General features: G+C 74.2%; 8 protein-coding genes. 4 read left to right on the plus strand and 4 right to left on the minus strand.

Annotated features, from left to right (window positions below):
• Positions 1–7: 7 nt before the first annotated feature.
• A complete protein-coding gene (locus VZL07_RS08760; RefSeq protein WP_426754899.1) occupies positions 8–9,556 on the minus strand; it encodes a flagellar hook-length control protein FliK in 9,549 nt (3,182 codons plus the stop codon).
• A gap of 154 nt (positions 9,557–9,710) precedes the next feature.
• Here VZL07_RS08760 and VZL07_RS08765 point away from each other — a divergent pair, with 154 nt between their 5' ends.
• Positions 9,711–12,200, plus strand: coding sequence for a protein kinase domain-containing protein (locus tag VZL07_RS08765; protein ID WP_426754900.1), 2,490 nt, complete (start codon positions 9,711–9,713; stop codon positions 12,198–12,200).
• Between the two features lie 18 nt (positions 12,201–12,218).
• Here the strand turns inward: VZL07_RS08765 and VZL07_RS08770 are convergent, their stop codons facing one another.
• The 3 genes from VZL07_RS08770 to VZL07_RS08780 all read right to left on the minus strand — a co-directional run bounded on the left by VZL07_RS08770 (position 12,219) and on the right by VZL07_RS08780 (position 19,035).
• Entirely contained in the window at positions 12,219–12,605 is a 387-nt protein-coding gene (locus VZL07_RS08770; RefSeq protein ID WP_426754901.1) for a hypothetical protein, read from the minus strand.
• Positions 12,606–12,673: 68 nt separating this feature from the next.
• Entirely contained in the window at positions 12,674–13,516 is an 843-nt protein-coding gene (locus VZL07_RS08775; protein WP_426754902.1) for an NlpC/P60 family protein, read from the minus strand.
• 41 nt (positions 13,517–13,557) lie between these two features.
• Positions 13,558–19,035 (minus strand): hypothetical protein, encoded by a 5,478-nt coding sequence (locus VZL07_RS08780; RefSeq protein WP_426754903.1) that lies wholly within the window; start codon positions 19,033–19,035, stop codon positions 13,558–13,560.
• Between the two features lie 280 nt (positions 19,036–19,315).
• Here VZL07_RS08780 and VZL07_RS08785 point away from each other — a divergent pair, with 280 nt between their 5' ends.
• The 3 genes from VZL07_RS08785 (at position 19,316) to VZL07_RS08795 (ending at position 20,866) form a co-directional block, all read left to right on the plus strand.
• Positions 19,316–19,822 (plus strand): GNAT family N-acetyltransferase, encoded by a 507-nt coding sequence (locus VZL07_RS08785; protein WP_426754904.1) that lies wholly within the window; start codon positions 19,316–19,318, stop codon positions 19,820–19,822.
• A 92-nt stretch (positions 19,823–19,914) separates the two neighbouring features.
• The gene (locus tag VZL07_RS08790; RefSeq protein ID WP_426754905.1) at positions 19,915–20,121 is read left to right on the plus strand and encodes a hypothetical protein; all 207 of its coding nucleotides are present in this window, start codon (positions 19,915–19,917) and stop codon (positions 20,119–20,121) included.
• Positions 20,099–20,866: an endonuclease III domain-containing protein gene (locus VZL07_RS08795; RefSeq protein WP_426754906.1), complete on the plus strand. Its 768-nt coding sequence runs from the start codon at positions 20,099–20,101 to the stop codon at positions 20,864–20,866. Before VZL07_RS08790 ends, VZL07_RS08795 begins: the two co-directional genes overlap by 23 nt.
• The last annotated feature ends 2 nt before the right edge of the window (positions 20,867–20,868 follow it).

Raw genomic sequence — 20,868 nt, forward strand, 5'->3', positions numbered from 1 at the left:
TACACGGCTAGGCGCCATCCAGCACGCAAAGGGCCAGCGCGCGGAAGGTGTCCCCCCGGGCAAGCACCTCGCCTACATCCACCTGCGCCGGGTCCCCACCCCGCACCTCGGGGTCCAGCCGCGCCAGGACGCGCCCCGCGGCGAGCGAGGCCGGCACGGCGCGGAAGGCCGCCACCGCCGCCGCGTCCAGGCCCGGCACCGGTCCGGGACGCGCAAGCTTGACGCCGTCCTCGCCCAGCGCCAGCGCCAGCGCGCACAGGTAGCTCAGCTCGGAGGCCCCGAAGCAGGACAGCGCCCCCGCGCCCAGCACCAGCACGTCGCCGCTGGCGAGGTACGCCTCCACGCCGCCCACCGGGTCCACCACGAGCTGCAGCTCACCCGCGCCCAGCGAGGACAGGACCGGCCGAAGCGCGGCGGCGAGCCGGGGCAGGCGCTCGGCCGTGACAGGCACCGCGTCCGGCGGCACCGGATGCGCGAAGCCCGAGGGCACGGGCAGCGTCGACACCGGCGTCTGGGGCGCCGCCGCGTCACTGGAGGACAGCGCCGCGCCGATGCCATCCGCCCGCTGCGAGGCCTCTGTCTGGCCCAGCGCCCGCAGGGCCTCCGCGTAGAGCGTCCAGCCGTCCACGTCCAGCGGCTGCTCACGAAGCAGGTGCGGCCAGATGCGGGCGGCCAGGGCCACGCCTTCGGGCACCGTGGAGAGGTGCTCGGCCGCCATGCGGGTGACTTCGGGGGACAGCTGCTCCGCGTCGAAGAGGCGCGCCGCGAGCCGCGCCGCCGGCGACACGAGCTGCGCGTCCAGGTAGCCGCGGAGGATGGCCTCCAGCACCGCGGGCTCGTCGGTCAGCCGCTCGCGCAGGCGCAGGGCCTCGCCGGTGAGGCCGCGCTCCTCCGCCAGCCGCGCGCGGCGGGCCAGGCGCTCGTCCGTCTCCGGGAGGCGCTCGAGCTGCACGGCCGCGTCCGCCACCATGCCCAGCGCCTCGTAGGCGTCCGCCAGCCGCTCGCGGTACGGGTCCGCGGCCTCGGCACCGGCGGCCTGCTCCAGCCGCTCCACCAGCGACACGAAGACGGCGGGCTCCTCGCCCAGGTCCACCAGCGACAGCAGGTGCCGCAGGGAGTGGCGCTGCGCGGGGTCATCGACCAGGGCCTGCTCGAAGGCCTCGCGCGCCTCGGGGAGCTGCTCCAGCGGGCTGAGCAGCAGCTCGCCGCGCTCCAGGTGCAGCACCGCGCGCGCGCCCGCGTCCGGCTCCTCCTCCGCGAGCTGCGCCAGCGTGCGCACGCAGGCCTCGTAGCGGCCCAGCTCCAGCTCCAGCGCGTGGCGCATGCGCAGCAGCGGCTTGCGGCGCGAGGGCCAGCCGTCCGCGGCCATGGCCAGCGCCTCCACCCGCACCGTCGCGGGCTGCGCCTGCACCTGCGCCAGCACGGCCTCCGCCAGCGCCTCCGGGAGCTGCTCCAGGCCCGGAAGCAGCAACGTGAGACGGGCAGCGAAGCCCGGCTCGGGCGCCAGCTCCTCCAGCGCGCGCAGGCGCGGCATCAGCGGGGCCGATGCCGAGCGCAGCACCTCGTCCCGCAGCACCACCGCGAACGCGGCGTCGCGCGCGGCGGACAGGCCCGCCAGCTCCAGCAGGCCCTCCGCGTCACCTTCGACACGCAGGCCGTCCGCCAGTGCGGAGGCATGCGCCGGGTCCGCGTCCTCCAGCGCGGCCAGGGCCCACAGGGCCTCCCGCGTGCGCGCCTTGTCGCCCGCCTGCGCGGCCATGGCCAGCGCGTCCGTGAGGTCGCCCGCGGCCATGGCGGGCGCGAAGCCCACCTCCAGCGCGCGGGCGAAGGCGCCCAGCCGGCCGAAGCGCTCCGCGAGCTCCGAGGGCGCCAGCATGTCCGGCGCCTCGGTGGCGATGCGCTCGAACACCTCCAGTGCCTCGCCGTGCTCGCCCGCCTTCTCCCAGAGGCCGGCGGCCTCCAACAGCAGCGGCGGGCGCTCCTCGGGGGCCGCCAGCCGCGCGGCCTGGAGCAGCGCCCGCGCCGCGCGCGGCGTGTCGCCGGAGGCGCGGTACAGGTGGGCCACGCGCAGCGCGGCGTCGACGTCCGGCTCCACCGCGGCGGCGTCCTTCGCCGCCTTCAGCGCGTCGGGCAGCTGCCCCGCGGCCTCGAAGCCTCGCGCGGCCGCCAGGAGCAGCGCCTGCCGCTCACGGCCGGAGGCCAGCTCCGCGCGCGCCACCTGCACCTCGGCGCGCCGCGCGGGGGCGTCCTTCAGCAGCGGCTCCAGCGCCTCCAGCGCGTCCGCGTAGCCCGCGCCCGAGACGCCCCGGGCCACCACGGCCTCCAGCGCCTCGCGGGCCACGTCCTCGCGGCCCGCGTCCTTCGCGAGGCCGGCCAGCTCCAGCCGCAGCACGGCGGCCTCGTCGGCGTCCTCCACGCGCGGCACCAGGCGCTCCAGCGCCTCCAGCAGCCGCGTGGGCTCGCCGCGCTGACGCAGCCCCGCCACCAGCGCGTGGAGCGCGGTGAGGTCCTCCGGCGCGGCCTCCGCGGCGCGCTGCGTGAGCGCCCAGGCCGCGTCCTCGTCCGCCAGCGAGCTGGACGCCACGGACGCGGCGGCCAGGAGCAGCTCCGCGGCGCGGCGGCCACCCGCTGCCTCCGCGCCCGCGGCGTACACGTCCAGCAGGTCGCCGTGACGTCCCAGCGCCTGCAGGCCGGCCACCGCCCGGTCGATGACGGACGCATCCGCGGGGCGCAGCCGCGCCAGGGGAAGCAGCGCGTCGATGGCGTCCTTCGGGTCGTCGCAGAGGTCCGCCGCGCGGCGGTAGAGCGCCTCGGCGGTGGCGGCGTCCTCCGCCTTGCGCGCCAGTTGCAGCGAGGCCCGGTAGAGGCCCGGCGCGTTGCCCGTGCGCGAGTGGACCTCGGCCAGGAGCGACAGCGCCTCGCGGCCCCGCTCGCCCTCCGGCTCCAGCGCCACCACGGCCTCGAAGGCATCCGCCGCGTCGTGGAACGCCCCCGCGCCCAGCGAGGCGTGCCCCAGCCGCAGCCAGGTCCGCGTGCGCACCGGCACCGGCAGCGCGTCCCCGCCCACGTCCAGCAGGCGGCGGTCATAGGGCCGCGCGGCGACGGCCCCCCCACCCTTCGCGGCCAGCTCGGCGCGCGCGGCCAGGGCGTCCACGTCGTCCGAGGCCTCGGAGAGGTATTCGTCGAAGGCCACCGCGGCCAGCAGCGCCTCACCCGCATCCAGCAGGCGGGTGGCGCGCTCGCGCAGGAGCGGCAGCGCCTCCTGCGTGGGCAGGGCCGCGGCGCGCTGGGCCAGCAGCTCCGCGAGCCGGCGCACGTCGCCCGCCGCGCGCTCGCGCACGCGCTCGAAGGCCTCCGCGCTCGCGGGGCTCAGCTCGAAGGCCTGGTCCTCGCACAGCAGCGCCCGCTCGCGGGCACCGGCCGCGCGGAAGGCCCGGGCGGCGGCGAGATAGCTCTCCGCGGCGGCCGCGGCCTCCTGGCGCTGCGCCCTGCGCAGCATCAGCTCGGCGAGCGCCTGGTGGTCCTCGGCCTCCTCCAGGAAGGCGAGGTGACGGGCGAAGACGGGCTCGCGGAACGGGTCCGCCTCCAGCAGCACCGCGTCGAACTCCGCGGCGTCCGCGTGGCGCTTCGCCTCGTGCAGCAGCTCCGCCGCCTGGGCCGTGAGCTCCAGGTCGTCCGGACGCGCGGCGCGCGCGGCGATGAACGCGGCGGCGGCGGCGTCCGGGCGCCCGGCGCGGTCTCGGTACAGCACCGCGGCGCGCAGGAACAGCCCGGCGCGGCGCTCCGCGTCCAGCTCGCCCTCGGCGCACTCCTCGTACCAGGCCGCGAGCTCCGCCAGGCGGCCGTCGTCCTCCAGGAGCTTCTCCAGCAGCCCCTCGGCCTCCGCCAGCGTCCGGTCCTTGCGCAGCGCCGAGCGCAGCAGGTCCTCGGCCTTCGCCACGTCCGACAGGACGCCCAGGTTCAGCCGCGCCAGCCGCAGCAGCACCGCCGCGGCCTCGCGCGCGTCGTCCAGCAGCGGGAGCGCGCGCTCCAGCCAGCGGGCCTCCGCCTCCGCGTCGTCGCGGCGCTCCGCCAGCGCGGCGCCCAGCTTCGCCGTGCCCAGGTCCACCGCCAGGGCGAAGGCGCGCTCCAGCGCGTCCTCCGCGGAGGCCGGGTCCAGCTTCACGTCACGCAGCAGCTTCGCGCGGTAGCGCTCGCACGCGGCGGCCTCGGCATGCTGGCCCTGCGCCTCCAGCAAGTCCCTCGCGTCCGCCAGCGCCCGCAGCGCGTCGTCCGCGCGCCCCAGGTCGACGGCGAGCCGCGCCTCTTCCTGGTAGGCGGCGAGCGCGTCGTCCTGGGCCCCCGCCTGGAGGCTCAGCGTGGCCACCTGGCGCAGCTCCGCGAGGAGCTCCACGGTCCGGCCCGCCTCCCGGTACAGGGCCGCGAGCCGGCGCCGAAGCGGCAGCGGCTCCGACGCCATCGACGCCGCGCGCGACAGCAGCGAGGCCGCCACGCCCGCGTCCACGAGCACCTCGCGGGCCCGCGCCGCCAGCTCGACGAGCCGCTGCACGGTGTCCTCGGAAGGCGTCAGCGCGTGCGCGTGGGTGACGCGCACCTCGAAGGCGCCGCGCGGGTCGTCCTTCTCCAGCAGCGCGGCGAGCCGCAGCACCGCCGGCTCGCACAGGGGCCGCTCGGCCAGCAGCTTCCGGTAGGCAGACACCGCGCGCTTCGTCTCGCCCGCCTGCTCGGCGAGCTCCGCCAGCCGCAGCCACGTGGACTCCGCGGCCTCCGGCGCGCCCCGGAAGTCCGCGGCGGCGGCGAGCGCGTCCTGGAGTGGCAGCGCCTCGATGACGGCGCCGCGCAGGTAGAGCAGCTCCGCCAGCGACGCCAGCTCCGCCCCCTGGGCGGGCACCAGCGCATGGGCCTTGCGCGCCAGCTTCAGCGCCCGGTCCAGGTCGTGCGCGCCGCGCGCGTAGCCCGCGCCCTCGCGCAGCAGCGCGGCGGCTTCCTGGGGCGTGGCGCTCTCCGCCGCCGCCTCCAGCAGCGCGGCGGCCTCACGCAGCTCGCCGCGGTCCGCGACCAGCGACACCAGCCGGCGGCGCACGGCCGCGTCGGACGGCGCCAGGCGCAGCGCCTGCCGCAGCGCGGCCTCGGCGGGCACCGGCTGCTCCAGCCGGTCCAGGTAGAGGCCGGCCAGCTCGGCGTACAGCGCGGCCGCTTCGGCGGACGGCACGTGCGGCGCCTCGGCGGAGAGCAGCTCGGCCAGCGCGGCCCAGTCCTCCCGGGCGCGCAGCACGCGCTGGAGCGCGGCGGTGGCGTGCGCGTGGCGAGGCGCCAGGGCCAGCGCGGCCTCCAGGCTCTGCCCCGCCTCCTCCAGACGGCCACCAGCCTCCAGCAGCGCGGCGCGCGCCAGCAGCGCCTCCACGCGGCGGGGCGCGGGGCCCTGGAGGGCCGCCTCGGCGAGCGCGGCGGCCTCTTCCTCCGGCTGGCCGTCGCGGCGGGCCAGCTCGGCGAGCGCGAAGAAGGCGTCACACCGCTCCGACGCGGGCAGCTCCAGGTCGATGGCGGCGCCCAGGGCCTCGCGAGCGAGGCCGCGCTCGTCCTTCTCCACCAATGTGGAGGCCAGGGCCAGCAGGCGCTCCCGGGCGCGCGTGGCGAGGTTGGCGTCGGCGGCCACGGCGCGGCGCCAGACGTCCAGCTCCGCGGCCTCGTCGCCCGTCTCACGCGCCAGCTCCGTCAGCGCGAGCAGCAGCGGCGCGGGGCGGCGAGAGCCCTTCGCGGCCTCCGAGAAGTCGTCGCGCGCGGCGGCCACCCGGCCCGCGGCGCGGTGGAGCACGGCGCGGCGGGCCAGCAGCTCCGCCCGCGCCTCGCCCGAGGCGGCGGACACGAGGGTGCTCAGCAGCTCCAGCCGCTCCGACTCCTCCTCCGGCGTGCCCGTGCCCGGCGGCGGCAGCAGGTCCAGCAGCGCCTGCGCGGCCCAGGTGTCGTGCGGCTCCTCCAGGCGCAGGCTGCGCAGCGCATCCACCGCGGTGTTCGCGCGGCCCAGGCCCAGCGACAGCTCCGCCAGCTCGCGGCGGGCGGCGCGGCGCGGCTCTCCGGCGAGGCGCGGCCACAGCTCCACCAGCAGGTCCGCCAGGGCCTCGCGGGCGCCGGCCTTGCGGTGCAGCGACGCCAGCTCCACCCGGGCGTCCAGGTCCTCCGGCGCGCGGGCGCAGTACTCGGCCAGCAGGCGCCGGGCGGCGTCCGTGCGGCTGGCGCGCACCGCGGCGGTGGCCGCCTTGCGCGTCAGGGCCACGCGCTCGCTCTCGCGCGGCGCGTCGCTGTCCGCGGGCGGCAGGGCCAGCACCGCCTCGAAGTCCTCCAGCGCGGCGCGGGCGTCCGTCGGCAGGCGCAGCTCGCCCCGGCGCTGCCGCGCGGGCGCGAACGTCGCGTCGCGCTCCAGCGCGTCGGCGAGGAAGGCCTCCTCGCGGGAGGTCCCCGCCGCGAGCAGCGACGCGCGGAACAGCAGCTTCGCCCCGGCGCGCGCCTCCGGCACCAGCGCGGCCCGGCGCGCGTACAGGCGCGCGGCCTCCAGCTTCTCGCCGCGCTCCAGCTCCAGCTCGGCCAGCGACTCCAGCACCTCGGCCGCCAGCGGGCCCTCGGGGCTCGCCTCCAGCGCGGCCGTCAGGCGCATGAGCGCGGCGGCCTTCTCGTCCCGCTCCAGCAGGGCGCGAGCGCTCTGGAGGAACAGCGGCGCGGCCTCCTCGGCGCGGTCGGCGCCCATCAGCGCCTGGGCGCGGCTGGCCCACAGCTCGGCCAGGGCCTGCGACTCCCCCGTCTCCGTGTAGAGCGCCTCCAGGCGCGCGGCCAGGGCGTCATCCAGCCGGCGCAGCGGGAAGGCCTGCGCGTAGGCGGCGATGGCACCCTCGCGGTCGCCCAGCATCTCGCACGCGCGGCCCAGCCGGGAGCGCACGTCCGCCAGCTTCTCCGGCGCCGCGGTGCGCGGCAGCGTGGACAGCAGCGTCTCCAGCGCACGCCGGGCATGCTCGGGGCGCTCGCAGCGCAGTGACAGGTCCGCCAGGTCCAGCAGCACCGCGGCGTCCGGCGCCAGCCGCGCGGCCTTCTCCAGCGCCACCAGCGCGTCGCCCACGCGGCCCAGCCGCGCCTCCAGCACCCCGGCCAGCTCGCGCAGCGCCGCCGCCGCGAGGCGCTTGTCGCCCTGCGCCTCCGCCACCCGCGCGCGCACCTCCAGCGCTTCGGCCAGCCCGGCCATGTCGGCGCGCTTGCGCTGCAAGGCGCACAGCTCGCCCAGCGCGGGCAGGTCGTCCGGCTCCGCGCGCAGCACCTCCTGAAGCGCGTGGACCGCCAGGTCCAGATCGAAGGCGAGGTCCCGCGCGGCCACCGCGAGGCGGCGGTACTTCTGCGCGCGCTCCTTCAGGTCCGTGGCCAGCCGCGCCAGCGAGGACAGGCAGCGTGTCAGCAGCGCGCCGTCGCGACGGGCCTCGGCCAGCGCCAGCAGCGACTCCAGCGCGGGCCGATGGTCGCCGTCGGCCTCCAGCGAGAGCAGCAGCAGCCGCTCCGCCTTCTCCGGCTGCTGCAGCTTGCCCCGGTACAGCTCGCCCGCCTCGGCCCAGGCCGCCGCGCGCTTGCCCGGCGCGTCCTGGAGCGCCGCGGACTTCTCCAGCGCCTCGGCCAGCTCCTGCGCGCGGCCGGTGGCGCGGAAGTACGGAATCAGCTCCTCCAGCGCCACCGCGTCGCGCGGGTCCAGCGCCAGCGCGGCCTCCAGGTGCTCCCGCGCGCGCGCCGGGTCGCCCAGCCGCGTGCGGTAGAGGCGCGCCAGCGCGTGGTGGCTGGAATGGGCGGCGTGCCGCACCCCTTCCGAGCGCGGCGCCGGCCCCGCCAGCTCCAGCGCCTGCTGGTAGCCCGCGAGCGCCTCCTGCAACCGGCCCAGGCTCTCCGCGACGCGCGCCGCGGCGAACAGCGGCTCGGGCTCGCCGGGCAGCAGCGACACCGCCTCGCGGAAGCGCAAGAGCGCGTTCTCCGGCTGCTTCAGCCCTTCGTCCCACACGCGGCCGGCCATCAGGTCGGCGTGGCCCACCCGGTCCAGCTCGTGGCGGCCCATGGCCACCTCGCGCAGGCGGTCCAGGGCCTTCAGCGCGCGCAGGTGCTCGCCGCCGCGGTGGCACAGCTCACCCAGGAGCAGCAGCGCGTCCGGGTGGTCCGGCGCCAGCCGCAGCGCGGCCTCGCAGTGCAGGCGCGCGCCGGCGATGTCGTCCTCGGTCTGCGCGCACAGCCGCGCCAGGTGCACGTGCGCGTCGGCGGCCTCGGCCGGGTCGCGGGCCAGCGCCGCCAGCCGGCGGTAGGCGCGCACCGCGCCCGCCCGGTCCCTCGCCTGATCCGACGCGCGCGCCAGGGCCTTGAGGGACGGCAGGTGGTCGGGCTTGAGCCCCAGCAGCTCGTGCAGCGCCTTCACCGCCACCTGCGGCGCGGTGTCTCGCGAGCAGCGCGCGGCGGCCTCGGCGGCGAAGAAGGCCGCGGCCTCCTCGGACGTGCGGCGCGCGAGCGCGCACAGCGCCAGGTAGCGCTCGGCGGCGCGGGCGCCCTCACCGCGGCGCTCGCGCACCACGGCCTCGCCCCAGAGCGCCGCGGGGCTGCGGTCGCGACGGCGTTGCAGCGTCGCCGCCACGTCCAGCGCCAGGTCATGCGCCTGCGGGTCGGCCACCATCAGCGACAGCAGCCGCTCGGCGGCGAAGGGGTGCGCGTCCTGCGCGTCTCCGGCCTGGAGGTACGCCTGCCGCGCCTCCGCCAGCCGGCCCTGCGCGATGAGCGCCTCGGCGTCGGCGAACGCGCGCGCGCCCTCCAGCGCCAGCAGCAGCTCCTCGTCCGGCGGCGACGGCGGCGGCAGGCCTCCCGCGGAGAAGCGCAGGCGCAGGCCCGTGCTGGAGACCTCCGCGGCGGACAGGCGCGCGGTGTCCAGCATCGGCATCTTGTAGCCGCGGCTCACCGCCGCCAGTTGGCACAGCGCGGGCAGCACGCGCGTGGAGAACCCGGTGGCCCCGCGCACCTCCACGTCCGGCACCAGCGCCAGCGCGCCCACGGCCGAGGACAGCAGCCCCGGCACCTGCACGGACGGCGTGGAGGAGAAGCCGTAGAGCCGCACGTCATAGAGGTAGACGGCGAGCCGCTCCCCGTCCGCGTCGAACGCCACCTTGAAGGTGAAGGGCGTGCGCTCCGGCGCTGGCAGCCGTCCCTGGCCTTCGAGATACCCGGGACGGAAGTGCAGCCGCAGCTCCTCGATGCCAGCCAGGCGCCCGGCCAGCTCCGCCACCCGGCGCGTCACCAGGTCCGCGTCGACGGACAGCTCGAGGAAGCCGAAGAGCAGCTTCTTGCGCTGGTAGCGCGTGGCCCCCGCGCTGACGTTGAAGGGGAAGCTGACGTCCGGAATCTGCAGTGCGAAGTCGGAGATGCGCAGGCCCGGCAGGACCTCCAGCGCCGGGAAGCCCACGAACGCCCTGCGGTCCAGCAGGCGCAGCTCGGGGGCGGCGGCGCGTGCATCCAGCGCCGTGGCGGGCTTGGGAGAATCGCTTTCGGTAGCCATCGCGGGAGGAGGGACGTTAGCACGAGGCCCAAGCCCTCGAAATTTCTGGCAAACCCCCGCTTGTGGAGCAGGCAACGAGACGTGATGGCGACTCGCATCCCGCGTGAAGGAACGGGCTGCACCCTGGGCCGAAGTCGGACAAGATGCGCCCCGCGTGTTGGCCCCCGACTCCCTCGTCCTCGACGGTCGCTTCCGGGTTCTCCGTCCGCTGGGTTCGGGCGGCATGGGAGAGGTCTATCTGGGTGAGCAGGTCTCCCTGGGCCGCAAGGTGGCCATCAAGGTCCTGCACCATGACCTTCACGCCCAGGCCGGCATGGCGGAGCGCTTCAAGCGTGAGGCGCGGCTCCTCTCCGCCGTCGAGCACCCGGCCGTGGTGCGCATCGTCGACTTCGGCGAGTCCGGTGACCACGCGTGCCTCGTCATGGAGTTCGTCGAGGGTGAGAGCCTGTATGACGTCCTCACCCCGGGGCCCATGCCCCCCGGCCGCGCGCTGCCGCTGCTCCAGCAGCTGGCGGAGGGCCTGGCGGCGATCCACGACAAGGGCATCATCCACCGCGACCTGAAGCCGGAGAACGTCTTCATCTCCAGGAGCGCCCGGGGCGAGCAGGCCCGGCTGCTGGACTTCGGCATCGCCCGGCTGGTGGAGCCGGATGCCTCCAGCAGCGTCAGCCAGGTGGGCGTGGTGCTCGGGACGCCGGAGTACCTCTCCCCCGAGCAGGCCGTGGGCGCCAAGGTGGACACGCGCAGCGACCTGTACTCCTTCGGTGTGCTGACCTACCGCGTGCTGTCCGGGCGGCTCCCCTTCGACGGCCCGCTGCCGCGCAACTTCCTCTCACAGCACGCCTCCGCCGCGCCGCTGCCGCTGGACCGGGCGGCGCCCACGTTGTCGCGCTACGTGGGCCTGCTGTCGCTGGTGATGCGCCTGCTGGAGAAGGACCCCGGCAAGCGTCCCCAGAGCGCGCACGAGCTGGCGGACGCGCTGGCCGCGGCGCACTCGGCCCTCTCCGCCTTCACGCCCGGGCTGGGGACTCCGGCCTATGTCCCGCCGCCGGGAAGTGGCGCCACGCCCTCCTCCGGCACCGCCGTGTTCGGCGCCGGGAGCGCGAGTGGCGGCACCTCCGGCCCGACGGGCACGGCGGCCTTCGCGGGCGCAGCCCCTGCGCCCCAGGCGGGCAGTGGCACCGCGGCATTCGGAGCGGCCCAAGGCACGGCCTCGGGCGCCCAGCCCGTGGCGGGTGCCATCCGGACCGGGACGGCGCCCTTCGGGATGAGGTCCTCCGGCAGCATGGCCACGGTGACGGGCGGCAGCGCGTCGGTGGTGAAGCCGCAGAACCTGACGGTGATGCTCACCGACATCCAGGGCTTCACCGAGCGCACCAGCCGGCAGACGCACGAAGAGAACGCGCGGATGCTGGAGACGCATGACCGCCTGCTGATGCCCCTGGTGAAGGAGCACGAGGGCCGGCTGGTCCAGAAGCGCGGCGACGCCTTGCTGGTGGTGTTCCGCTCGCCCACCTCGGGCGTGCTGTGTGGCATGGCCATGCAGGACCGGCTGTGGCACCACAACCAGACGGTGCCGGAGGCGGACCGCCTCAACGTGCGCGTGTGCCTGCACGCGGGCGAGGTGCTCGCCACCACCGACACGGTGCTGGGCGAGCCCATGGAGGTCGTCGAGGCCGTGGAGCACGTGGCCAGCGCGGGCGAGGTCACCTTCACGGAGGCGGTGAACCTGGCGCGCAACCGCGCCGAGGCCATCGCCGAGCCCTGCGGCACCATCACCCTCCCCGGCCGCGAGGAGCAGCTCCAGCTCTACCGCTGCCAGCGCGCCTCGGAGGGCCCTCCGTTCGGCGACCGCTTCGCCTCGCAGAGCGGCAAGCGGAACACGCTCGCGCCGCTGCTGTCGCGGCTCCAGGCCCCCAAGCTTCCCGCGGGGTGGACGGACGTGCTGCGCCGCCGGAAGCGAGAGGCGCTCATGGTCGCAGGCGCGGTGGTGCTGGTCGCCGGAGGCGCCACGTGGTTGGGGCTGAGCAACGACCCGGGCGCGAAGGCCTTCGCGCTCCTGGAGGACGGCAAGCTGGACGAGGCCCTGGCCCTGCTGGACGGCGCGACCGACGAGGAGAAGGAGCTGCCCTCGGTGAAGCGCGCGCGGGTGGCGGCCCACCACGCGAAGGGCCACCACATCAGCGAGCGGACCGCCCTCAACCACATCGAGGAGGCCGCGCTCGAAGGCGTGGAGGAGCAGATTCTCGACGGGCTGGCGGAGGACTACGGCAAGGAGCAGCTCACCGTCCTGGAGCGGTCGCTGGCCCGGCTCCCCAAGGAGCGCGTGCGCGCCCGCTACGAAGACCTGGCCGAGGAGCCCCACTCACTGCGCCAGTGGGGCGCGCTGCGCTACCTGGAGTTCGCCAAGGCCGCGGGCGGCGTGGACCTGGTCCGCGCGTACAGCGAGGCCCTGAACGCGCAGGACTGCGGCATCCGAACCCAGGCCGCCAACCGGCTCGCGGCCCTGGGCGACGCGGACGCCATCCCCGCCCTGGAGCGCATCGTGGCCCTGCCCAAGGAGAAGGGCTTCCTGGGGGGCAAGGACTGCGGCCACGACGCCGCGGCTGACGCCATCAAGGTGCTCAAGAAGAAGCGCGACTGAGCCGCAGCGCGGCGGACATCAGTCGTCCCACCTCGCGTGCCCCTTCTTCTTGCCGCGCCCGCGACGATGGTCGTCATCGTCCCAGTCATGGCGCCGCCCCTTCACCTTCTCGTCCACCCGGAGGAGCCTGCGCGAGTACGCGTCGAAGTCCAGGTGCAGGTGGCCTCGCGCGCCGCGCGTGAAGGCGTTGAACTTCACCCGCCACACGTCGCGCCCCTTACGGTCGGCGTCCTTCAGCCGGCACTCGTAGCCACGCGAGCGGCACTGGCTGAAGCCCAGGTTCACCGCTTCCTTGTACGTCATCGCCACCGGGCGCGGAGGCGGAGGTGGCGGCCCGGGCGAGCGCGAGTGCACGACACAACCGGGAGCGAGCAGCAAGCAGCCAAGAAAAAGGGCGAGTCGCATGCCACCCATGACGCATCAGCGCGCCGCATCTTCAAAGGCACGCAGGGTATGGGCACGCCGCTGGAAAGTTACAGTCCTTCAGGCGAAGCGAAGGCCACGAACAGCTCTCCCGCGAGGTACGAACGCGAGCCCTTCGCGGCGGGACGGATGTAGTCGTTGACCACGGGCCCGCCCTGCTCCAGCTGGTGCTTCGAGGGGAAGGACAGGTTCAACCGGCCGCGCGCCACACCCTTGCCGCCCCGGTGGATGAAGGTGACGGTGCCATGGGCATCCACGCCCTCCACCACACCAATGTGGGTCATCCCGTCGTTTCGGCGGCCGTCGCGATTGCGGTCATACGTCTCGCGGAAGAAGACGAGGTCCCCCGGCCGCGGCGGTTGATGATGGACGGCGCCCACCTCCAGCGCGCGACGGAAGATGCCGGAGACGGCGTTCTCTCCCGCCAGGAAGCCGTGGGCCACCAGGTCGATGCCCGCGGAGCGGTACGCCAGGCGCACGAAGCCGGAGCAGTCATCGGGGACGCTGCGGCTGATGCGGCGCAGGGTGCGCACCCCCACGAGCTGGATGGAGCGCTGGACGATGGAGCCCCCCATCTTCGACGGCGTGAGCAGCACATCCCAGAACCGGCCCGACGTGCTCGCGGGGCCCGTCACCTGCTCAGCGGCGCGCAGCGTGGCCTCCAGGACGCCCGACGACATCCACCGGGAGGCCATCGCGGCGGGCGCGGCCTGCTCCACCGCCGTCACCGGCACCGTGTCGACGCGGGCCGCGGGCGCGGCCACCGTCACCTCCACGGCCTCCGTGCCGCCGGTGGGCTCCGGCGCCCGTGTCTTCACGGTGGCGCACCCCACGAGCGCGAAGAGGGGCACGACGGAGAGCAGTCGAAAGCGGAGCGGCATGAGGGCCCGCATTCAAGAGCACCTCCGGGGTCGTCCGCCAAGGACTCGCGGTATCAGCCCTCCCAGGTCTCGAGGAGCGCGCGCACCCGTGCATACCTCTGGAGCAACGTGGCGCGATGAGCACTGAGCATCACCATCGAACCAATGACCAGCAGTCCCAGGATGAACAACGACGCCGCGGCGACACGATGGTCGCGCATGCCGAAGCGCACGAGGTTGGCGGCGATGCACGTCACCAGGAAGCCGGTGCCCAGATACACGTAGGAGCGGATGCGCAGGGCGATGCCGCAGACCACGCCCACCACGCACAGCAGCACGCACAGCAGCATGGCGCGGCCATCGTCGAACATGAGCGGCCGCCAGGCCGCCGCGATGTAGATGGCCGTGACCGTCACCGCGCGCAGCTGCGTGTAGAGCAGCAGGTCGAGCTCGCCACGGAACACGCGCAACAGCGCGAGCAGGGAGAGCCCCGCGGGGACAATGAAGTACGTCGGCTCCCCTGCCCCGGTCGCTTGCCACCCCATGAACAGGGCGGCGTTGAAAGCCAGCACCGCCGTCGTCGACGCCAGGCCGCGGCACTCCGGGCGCATTCCGAGCGCGAGGAAGTGCGCGGCGTGTCCCACCAGCAGCAGCGCCATGTGGGCCGGCGCCCCCCACGGTGCGGACAGCAGGCCCGCCAGCGGGAAGAGGTATGCCCCCAGCAACATCGGGCCGCGGAGGCTCGCCAGGCCCGAGCCCTCGCGCTGCGCGAAAAAGTAGAGACCGGTGAACAGCGCCCCACCCACCAGGACCACGAGACTGTCACCCGGTCCCGGGTGCTCGCCCATCCCCAGGACCCGCACGCTGAGATAGCCCAGCGCGAGCACGACCTGGGCCACGTAGCCGGAGGCTGTCGCCTGCTCCTTCACCGCGCGGCGAACCAGGACGAAGAACAGCACGCCCAGCGTCACGCTCGTGAGCAGGCCCTCGCGGAGCGCGTCGGCGGAGGCGCCCACGAGGACCAGACTCAGCAGCACCTCGGTGAGCGCGACCGCGGTGAAGCCATGTCCCACGCTCCCGCGCAGCGACTTGCCGGCCACGAAGAGCGCCAGCACGGCCAGCAGCGCGCTCGCCGCGCCGAAGTAGGGAAGGATGAACTCCGCGCCCCGGCCACTGGAGTACACGGCGCCCAGGTACATGAGCCATCCGTGGACGGCCGCGAGCGACGCCAGCCATCCCACCACTTCCCAAGCACGGCGACGCCACACCACCGTCCACGCGGCGCCCAGCGCGAAGAGGAGGCTCAGCGGCGTCCCCACGTGCTCCAGTTCCCGGAGCCCCACGAGTGACAGCAGCGCCATGCCCCAGCCCCCATGGTGCAGCACCGTGCCCACGCGCGCGTCTCGGGCATCCAGGACCGCTCCAGCGAGACACAGCACCAGCCCCGCGGCGCTGACGACAGCCGGCACCCACAGCAGGGGCACCGCCGCGACGAGCGTCGCCCCCAGAAGGCCCATGGCCACACAGGCCATGTCCCGCGTGCGGGTCACCATGAGCACACAGGCCGTCAGGCCCATGCCCAACGCTGCCGGGAGCGGCAACGCACCGGGCCCCGAGACCAACAGCCGTTCCAGCAGCAGCCCCCCCAGGGCGCTGGCACTCCCCAGCCACAGCGGCGTGCTCCACGCGCCCTCCAGCTCGGGCAATACCGTCGCGAGGCCTCTGCGGAATGCCTCCTGGACCTTCTCGGACTGACACGCAGCCGCCAGCACCGCGGCACCGAGCAACACGGCGATGAAGGAGCGCCCCACCTCCTGCTGCCAGTCGCCGAAATCCCCGAAGCCGCCCAGTCCCAGCGAGGCCAGAGCCAGGGCCCACACAGCGGGGATGAGCAGCATCCGCTGCGACAGCAGGAACGTGGCTAGCACCAGCACGCCGCCCAGCGCCGCGACGTGAGCCGGCGTGGGTTCCTGCTGCAAGGAGAACGCCGAGACGACCATCGCCAGGATGACGGCCGCGGGTCGCAGCACCCTGTCCGGCGAGCTCCAGAAGAAGCGCCACACGCGCTCCGGCCACCGGTGCTCCAGGATGGCCAGCGCGAGCAACAGCAGGATGACAACGGGCCGGCTCTCCGGGATGACCAGGAGCAGCAGCGAGGACGCGCCGATGCGCAGGAAGGGAAGCGGCCCTGGCATCGCCACCAGCGACGCGGCGAGGAGGCAGAACATCATCGGGGAGGAGAACGACAGCCCGACAATCACGAGGGCGGCGACATGCACCGCCACGGCAGCGAGCCAACCCTGCACCCACGTCGACAGGGTACGTCGGGGTGACTCCTCGCGAGTGCCCAGCAACAGCGATGCAGCGAACGGAACATGCGCAACCACTCGGACCAGCGCGAGCGCTAGCAGCGGCATGAACACGCACCACCCAGGCGGGTCGCCAAATCCAAGCTTCCCCAGAAGCGCACTTTCACCCAGGCGGCCACTGGCCCCGAACACCAAGGCGCCGACAGTGAAGGGCACCGCGAGGGAGGCGAAGAAGGCGAAGCGGGTCGCCCGGGTCCACAGCAGTGGCAGCACGACGGTGCACACGACCAACGGTGGCAACGCCGTCCCCTTCCAGCGCGATACCACGTCGAACAGCACTGCCGTGGACGCCAGCGTCGCCACCCACGCGAAGCGGTGACCGCCCGCCAATACACGCAGCACCGAGGGCACGACCTCGAGCACCGCCAGGACGCCCAGCGCCACTGCCAGCCCCAGGAGTGCTTCGGGCCCCACGAGCTGGAATCCGAAGAACGCATGGTACGCAGCCACCCCGAGGCTCAGCGAGGCGGGCAGCGCACGCGCGGTGAGCAGGGCCGCGAGCGCCGCGCCCAGCAGCAAGAACACGCGCCCGTCCGCGTCACTTGCCTGCAGGGTGAACAACGGGAACACGAGCGCCACGAGCCCAGCCCCCCGGGTACTGTGGCTGTGACCCCACCGCGCGGCGATGAGCGAGGCTCCCAGCGCCCAGCAGGCGAACGCCATGATGGACATGCCAGGAGACATCCATCCGCCCCAGGGCGCGAAGAGCTCCGGGATGTCATGCACCAGGACGAGCGCAGCCAGGACGACGGCCAGCGGGCGCACCTGCGGCACGTTCCGCGACGCCAGGACAATGGCACCGGCCGCGACGAGTATCACCGCCGCCAGAGCGGGCGCCTGGGCCAGGACACCCCAGGCAACGGCGAGCAGCGCATAGCCAACGGTGGGAGGCCCGAGCCACCGCCACAGCCCGCCTCGCGTGCACAGAAACGCGAGCACGAGCGCCGCGGCGGCAATCGCCAGCGCGACCCAGGGCGAGGAGACCTCAGCCACCAGTCGCGGAAGGACCGACACGGCGAGCACGGAGGCCATCTCCATGGGCTGGGCGCGCTGAAGCGCCCAGGCACCGGCCACCGCGGCGGCGCCGCACAGGGCGACGCCCATCACGGACACGAAGCCGTCACCCACGAACATGCCCAGGAAGAACCCGGTCAGCGATACGCCACCAGCGACGATGGCCAGCAACCAGCGTGTGCGCTCGGTACACAGCATCGCCACCCCGGCGAGCACCAGCGCCAACACGCCTGCCACGACGGACGCGGCCGGAGCCCCCAGCAGGCTCCAGGCCTGGAACGGCAGGAGCAATGACAGGCCCGCGCCCACGGCTGTCAGGAAGAAGCGCTCCACCAGCAGGCCCAGCGCCAGGCACAGCAAGGCCAGCGCCAGCACGCTCCAGAAAGACGGGCGCGCGTCCGGTCCGGCCATGCCCCAGAGGACGAAGAGCGGACTCGCCACCGCGGTTGCGCGCAGCAACACTTCCGACAGGGCCCGCTCCCGTGCATTGCCCGTGCGCTCACTTCGCCACAGGAGCGCGACGCCGAGCACCGCGCCCACGAAGATGAAGGGCAGCGCGGAGAGCGCGCCGAACTGGAGCGGGAGCGACTCGGTGACGGTGTAGCCCAGCCTCGCCTTGAGGGCGTCGATGACGCGCTCCACGGGCCCGGGGATGAGCTGGGAGAAGGAGGCGTAGGCGAGGTAGGTGCTCGCGTAAGCCGCGTAGAGCCATGGGGCGCGGGCAACGCCTCCTCGAGCCAGGTTCAGCAGCGTCCAGGTGGTGACGGCGGCCGTCAGGAAGAACGCTGGAGGCGGCGCGAGCGCGGCCGCGACGAGGCTGAGCGCCTGGAGCGCCACCGCGCCCAGTGAGAGCGTGTCGGCCGCGCGCTCGGGCGGCAGGGCGCGGAAGCGGAGCGCCGTGGCGAACAGGAACGCGGCGAACGGCGAATACGTGCCCAGCGAGACTTCAACCCCGGCGTCCACCAGGGCGACATGCAGCCGGACGAAGTAGAGCGCCAGCAGGTAGAGCGGCGCTCCCAGCGCGAAGACGAGCGTGGTGTCCTGACGCGGCTGCGGCGTGGGCCGCGAGGACAGCAGGAAGAAGAGCACACACGGCAGGGCGTCGAACCCCAGCGCGAAGCCACCTGCCCGCGCGGCGAGCGGCGCCAGCCCCATCATCAGGGTGCTGGCCACGAGCGCGGCCTGGACGATGGGGCGGGATGCGGCGTCGAAGTGCTCCGCGGGCCTTCGGGCGAGGAAGGCCGACACGCCCGCCCATGCCAGCAGGAGCGGGATGAGCAGCACATTGCGAACACCGCCCAGTTGCAGCGCGTCTCCCAGCGCCATGGGCCCGAGCGCGATGCCCGCGAGCGGAGCGACCGCCGAGCCGATGAGGCCCAGGATGTTTCCGGCATTGCGCAGCGTCTCACGCCGCGCGAGGTACGCTCCCCAGATGGAGAACCCCGCGGAGGAGCCCGCGGTCAGCCCGAAGACCGTGAGCGAACGGACGTTGGAGGACATCCCCGCCCAGCTCTCGAACACGAAGTAGAGCGTGCCCGACAGGATGAGGAACGCCCCCACGAACCACATGATGCTCTCGTAGAGGAACGGCCTCCAGACGCGGTTCCACGAGGACGTCTCCTCCGCGAGGCGGGCGAACAGGCTGTCCAAAGGTGGAGGCTCGACATACGGCTCCGCGGGATTCGGGGGCAACGCGTGGACGTCCCCCACGGCCATGTCGCGCCGGGCCGGCTCCGCTTGCGACACGGCGTCCCCCGGCGTCCCCCGTGACGGCTCGAACGCGCGGGATGGCACCTCGGTTCCAGCAGCGCCGCGTGAAGCCAGCGCCTCCACCACGGATTCTTCGGCGCGGGAGACACTGCCTGGCCCCGCGGCCTCTTCAGCGTGGGCGGCGGCCCCCGCCACCTCAACGCGTGGAACCGAAGTGGCTCCGCCCCCCGCGACCTCCAACTGCGCGGTCGTCACCGCTCGCGCGGCGGCGTCACCACCGTCCTGTGGCAGCTCCGTCAGCACCGCGAGGAGGATGCGTGTCTGCCGTTCGTATCGCTGACCGATGAAACGCTTGGCGCTGAAAGGAACCTCGGAAGGCTCCCACCGGGTCATCTCGTCGAGCAGGAATTGGATATGGGCGAGCTCGGCTTCGATGACCGCGCGAGAGCGCTCCACCATCCGCGCGCCACAGAGCGCACACCAGAAATCGTTGCCACGCCGCTCATCACGGCAGTCAGGGCAATACATGCATCCCCCCAGCTACAACGACCGTGCCACTCCAAAACCCCATGAAGGCAGACACAGAGCGTGGTCCCAGCCACCAGCACAGCGGTTTTCGCTGCTTCCGGGCCGTGGCACCTGTGCATCCGATTGCACAGCGCGTGCGTGGGAGGGAACGCACCCACCGCCCCACCGGCGGCCACTGGTCCTCCGCCCCAGGCTGTGAAACGTTGCCGCCATGAGCACGGAAGAACTGACGCTGCGGCGCATCGAGCCGCGGGATGACGCCGCGGTGGCGGACATCATCCGGACGGTGATGCCGGAGTTCGGCGCGGACGGTCCGGGGTTCGCCATCCACGACCCGGAGGTCTCCGCGATGTCCGCGGCCTACGCACGGCCCAGGCATGCCTACTTCGTCGTGGAGCGAGCGGGCCGCGTCATCGGTGGTGGAGGCATCGCCCCGCTGGAGGGCGGAGACACGGGCACCTGCGAACTGCGGAAGATGTACTTCCTGCCGGAGGCGCGCGGGCTCGGTCAGGGCGAGCGCCTGCTGCGCCGCTGCCTGGAGTTCGCGCGAGAGGCGGGTTTCCAGCGCTGCTACCTGGAGACGCTGGCGGGAATGAACCAGGCCCAGAAGCTCTACCGCCGCATGGGCTTCGAGCCGCTGTGCGCCCCCCTGGGGAACACCGGCCACTTCGGCTGCGACCACTGGTACGCCCTGGACCTGTCCAGGCCACCCGCCTGACGCGAACGGCCCCCTGCCCTGTCAGCGGCCTCGGGAGCGAGCCGGTACCTCCTCCCGTCCGAGACACCATCTTTCGAGGCAGGAGGCCAATCATGGCGACGCAGCAGGACAAGAAGGGACGGAAGCTGGACACCCACGACGCGCCGGAGCGCCAGCCCCGAAAGGCGGACTCCGGAGACGTGTCAGGTCAGGGCCGCGAGCGACGGGATGACACCGACGTCTTCCCCGCGGACCGGAACGCGGGGGACTTCGGCACGCATGGGGGCGAGAACAAGCATGGCGCGAAGAGACGCGCCTAGCCGGCGAGCCCCGGTGAGTGCGAGCGCCAGGGTGGCCCGCGAGTCCCCGCTGTCCGGACCCGCGGCCACGCCGCCCCGTCCGGACAAGGCCCCCTTCGACATCACCGAGGTGCTGGGCCGCATCCGCGAGACGGTGCGCCACTTCGCGGACGCGGCGATGTTCGCGCTCGCCGCCCGGGGGCATGACTCGCTCTTCGAGCAGCTCGTCGCCTGCATCCTCTCCATCCGCACGCGTGACGAGGTCAGCCTGCCCGTCTCACTCGCCCTGCTCCAGCGCGCCTCGACGCCGGACGCCCTGGCGCGAATGTCCCCCGAGGCCATCGACGCCATCATCCAGCCCGTCACCTTCCATGAGCCCAAGGCCCGGCAGCTCCACGCCATCGCCGTGCGGACGCGCGACGCCTTCGGCGGCGTGCTGCCATGTGACGCCCAGGTGCTCCAGTCCTTCAAGGGCGTGGGCCCCAAGTGCGCGCACCTGGCGCTGGGAATCGCGTGCGGCCACGAGGCCATCAGCGTGGACATCCACGTCCACCGCGTGACGAACCGCTGGGGCTACGTGCAGGCGCGCACGCCCGAGGCCACGATGGAAGCCCTGGAGGCCCGGCTCCCCCGCGACTACTGGGTGGAAATCAACCGGCTGCTGGTGCCCTTCGGCAAGCACGTCTGTACGGGCACGCGGCCGAAGTGCTCCACGTGCCCGGTGCTCGAGTTCTGCCAGCAGGTGGGCGTGAAGGACGCGCGCTGAGC

It is taken from the genome of Pseudomyxococcus flavus, assembly GCF_050038885.1.
In the GTDB taxonomy this organism is placed as follows: Bacteria; Myxococcota; Myxococcia; order Myxococcales; family Myxococcaceae; genus Myxococcus; species Myxococcus flavus.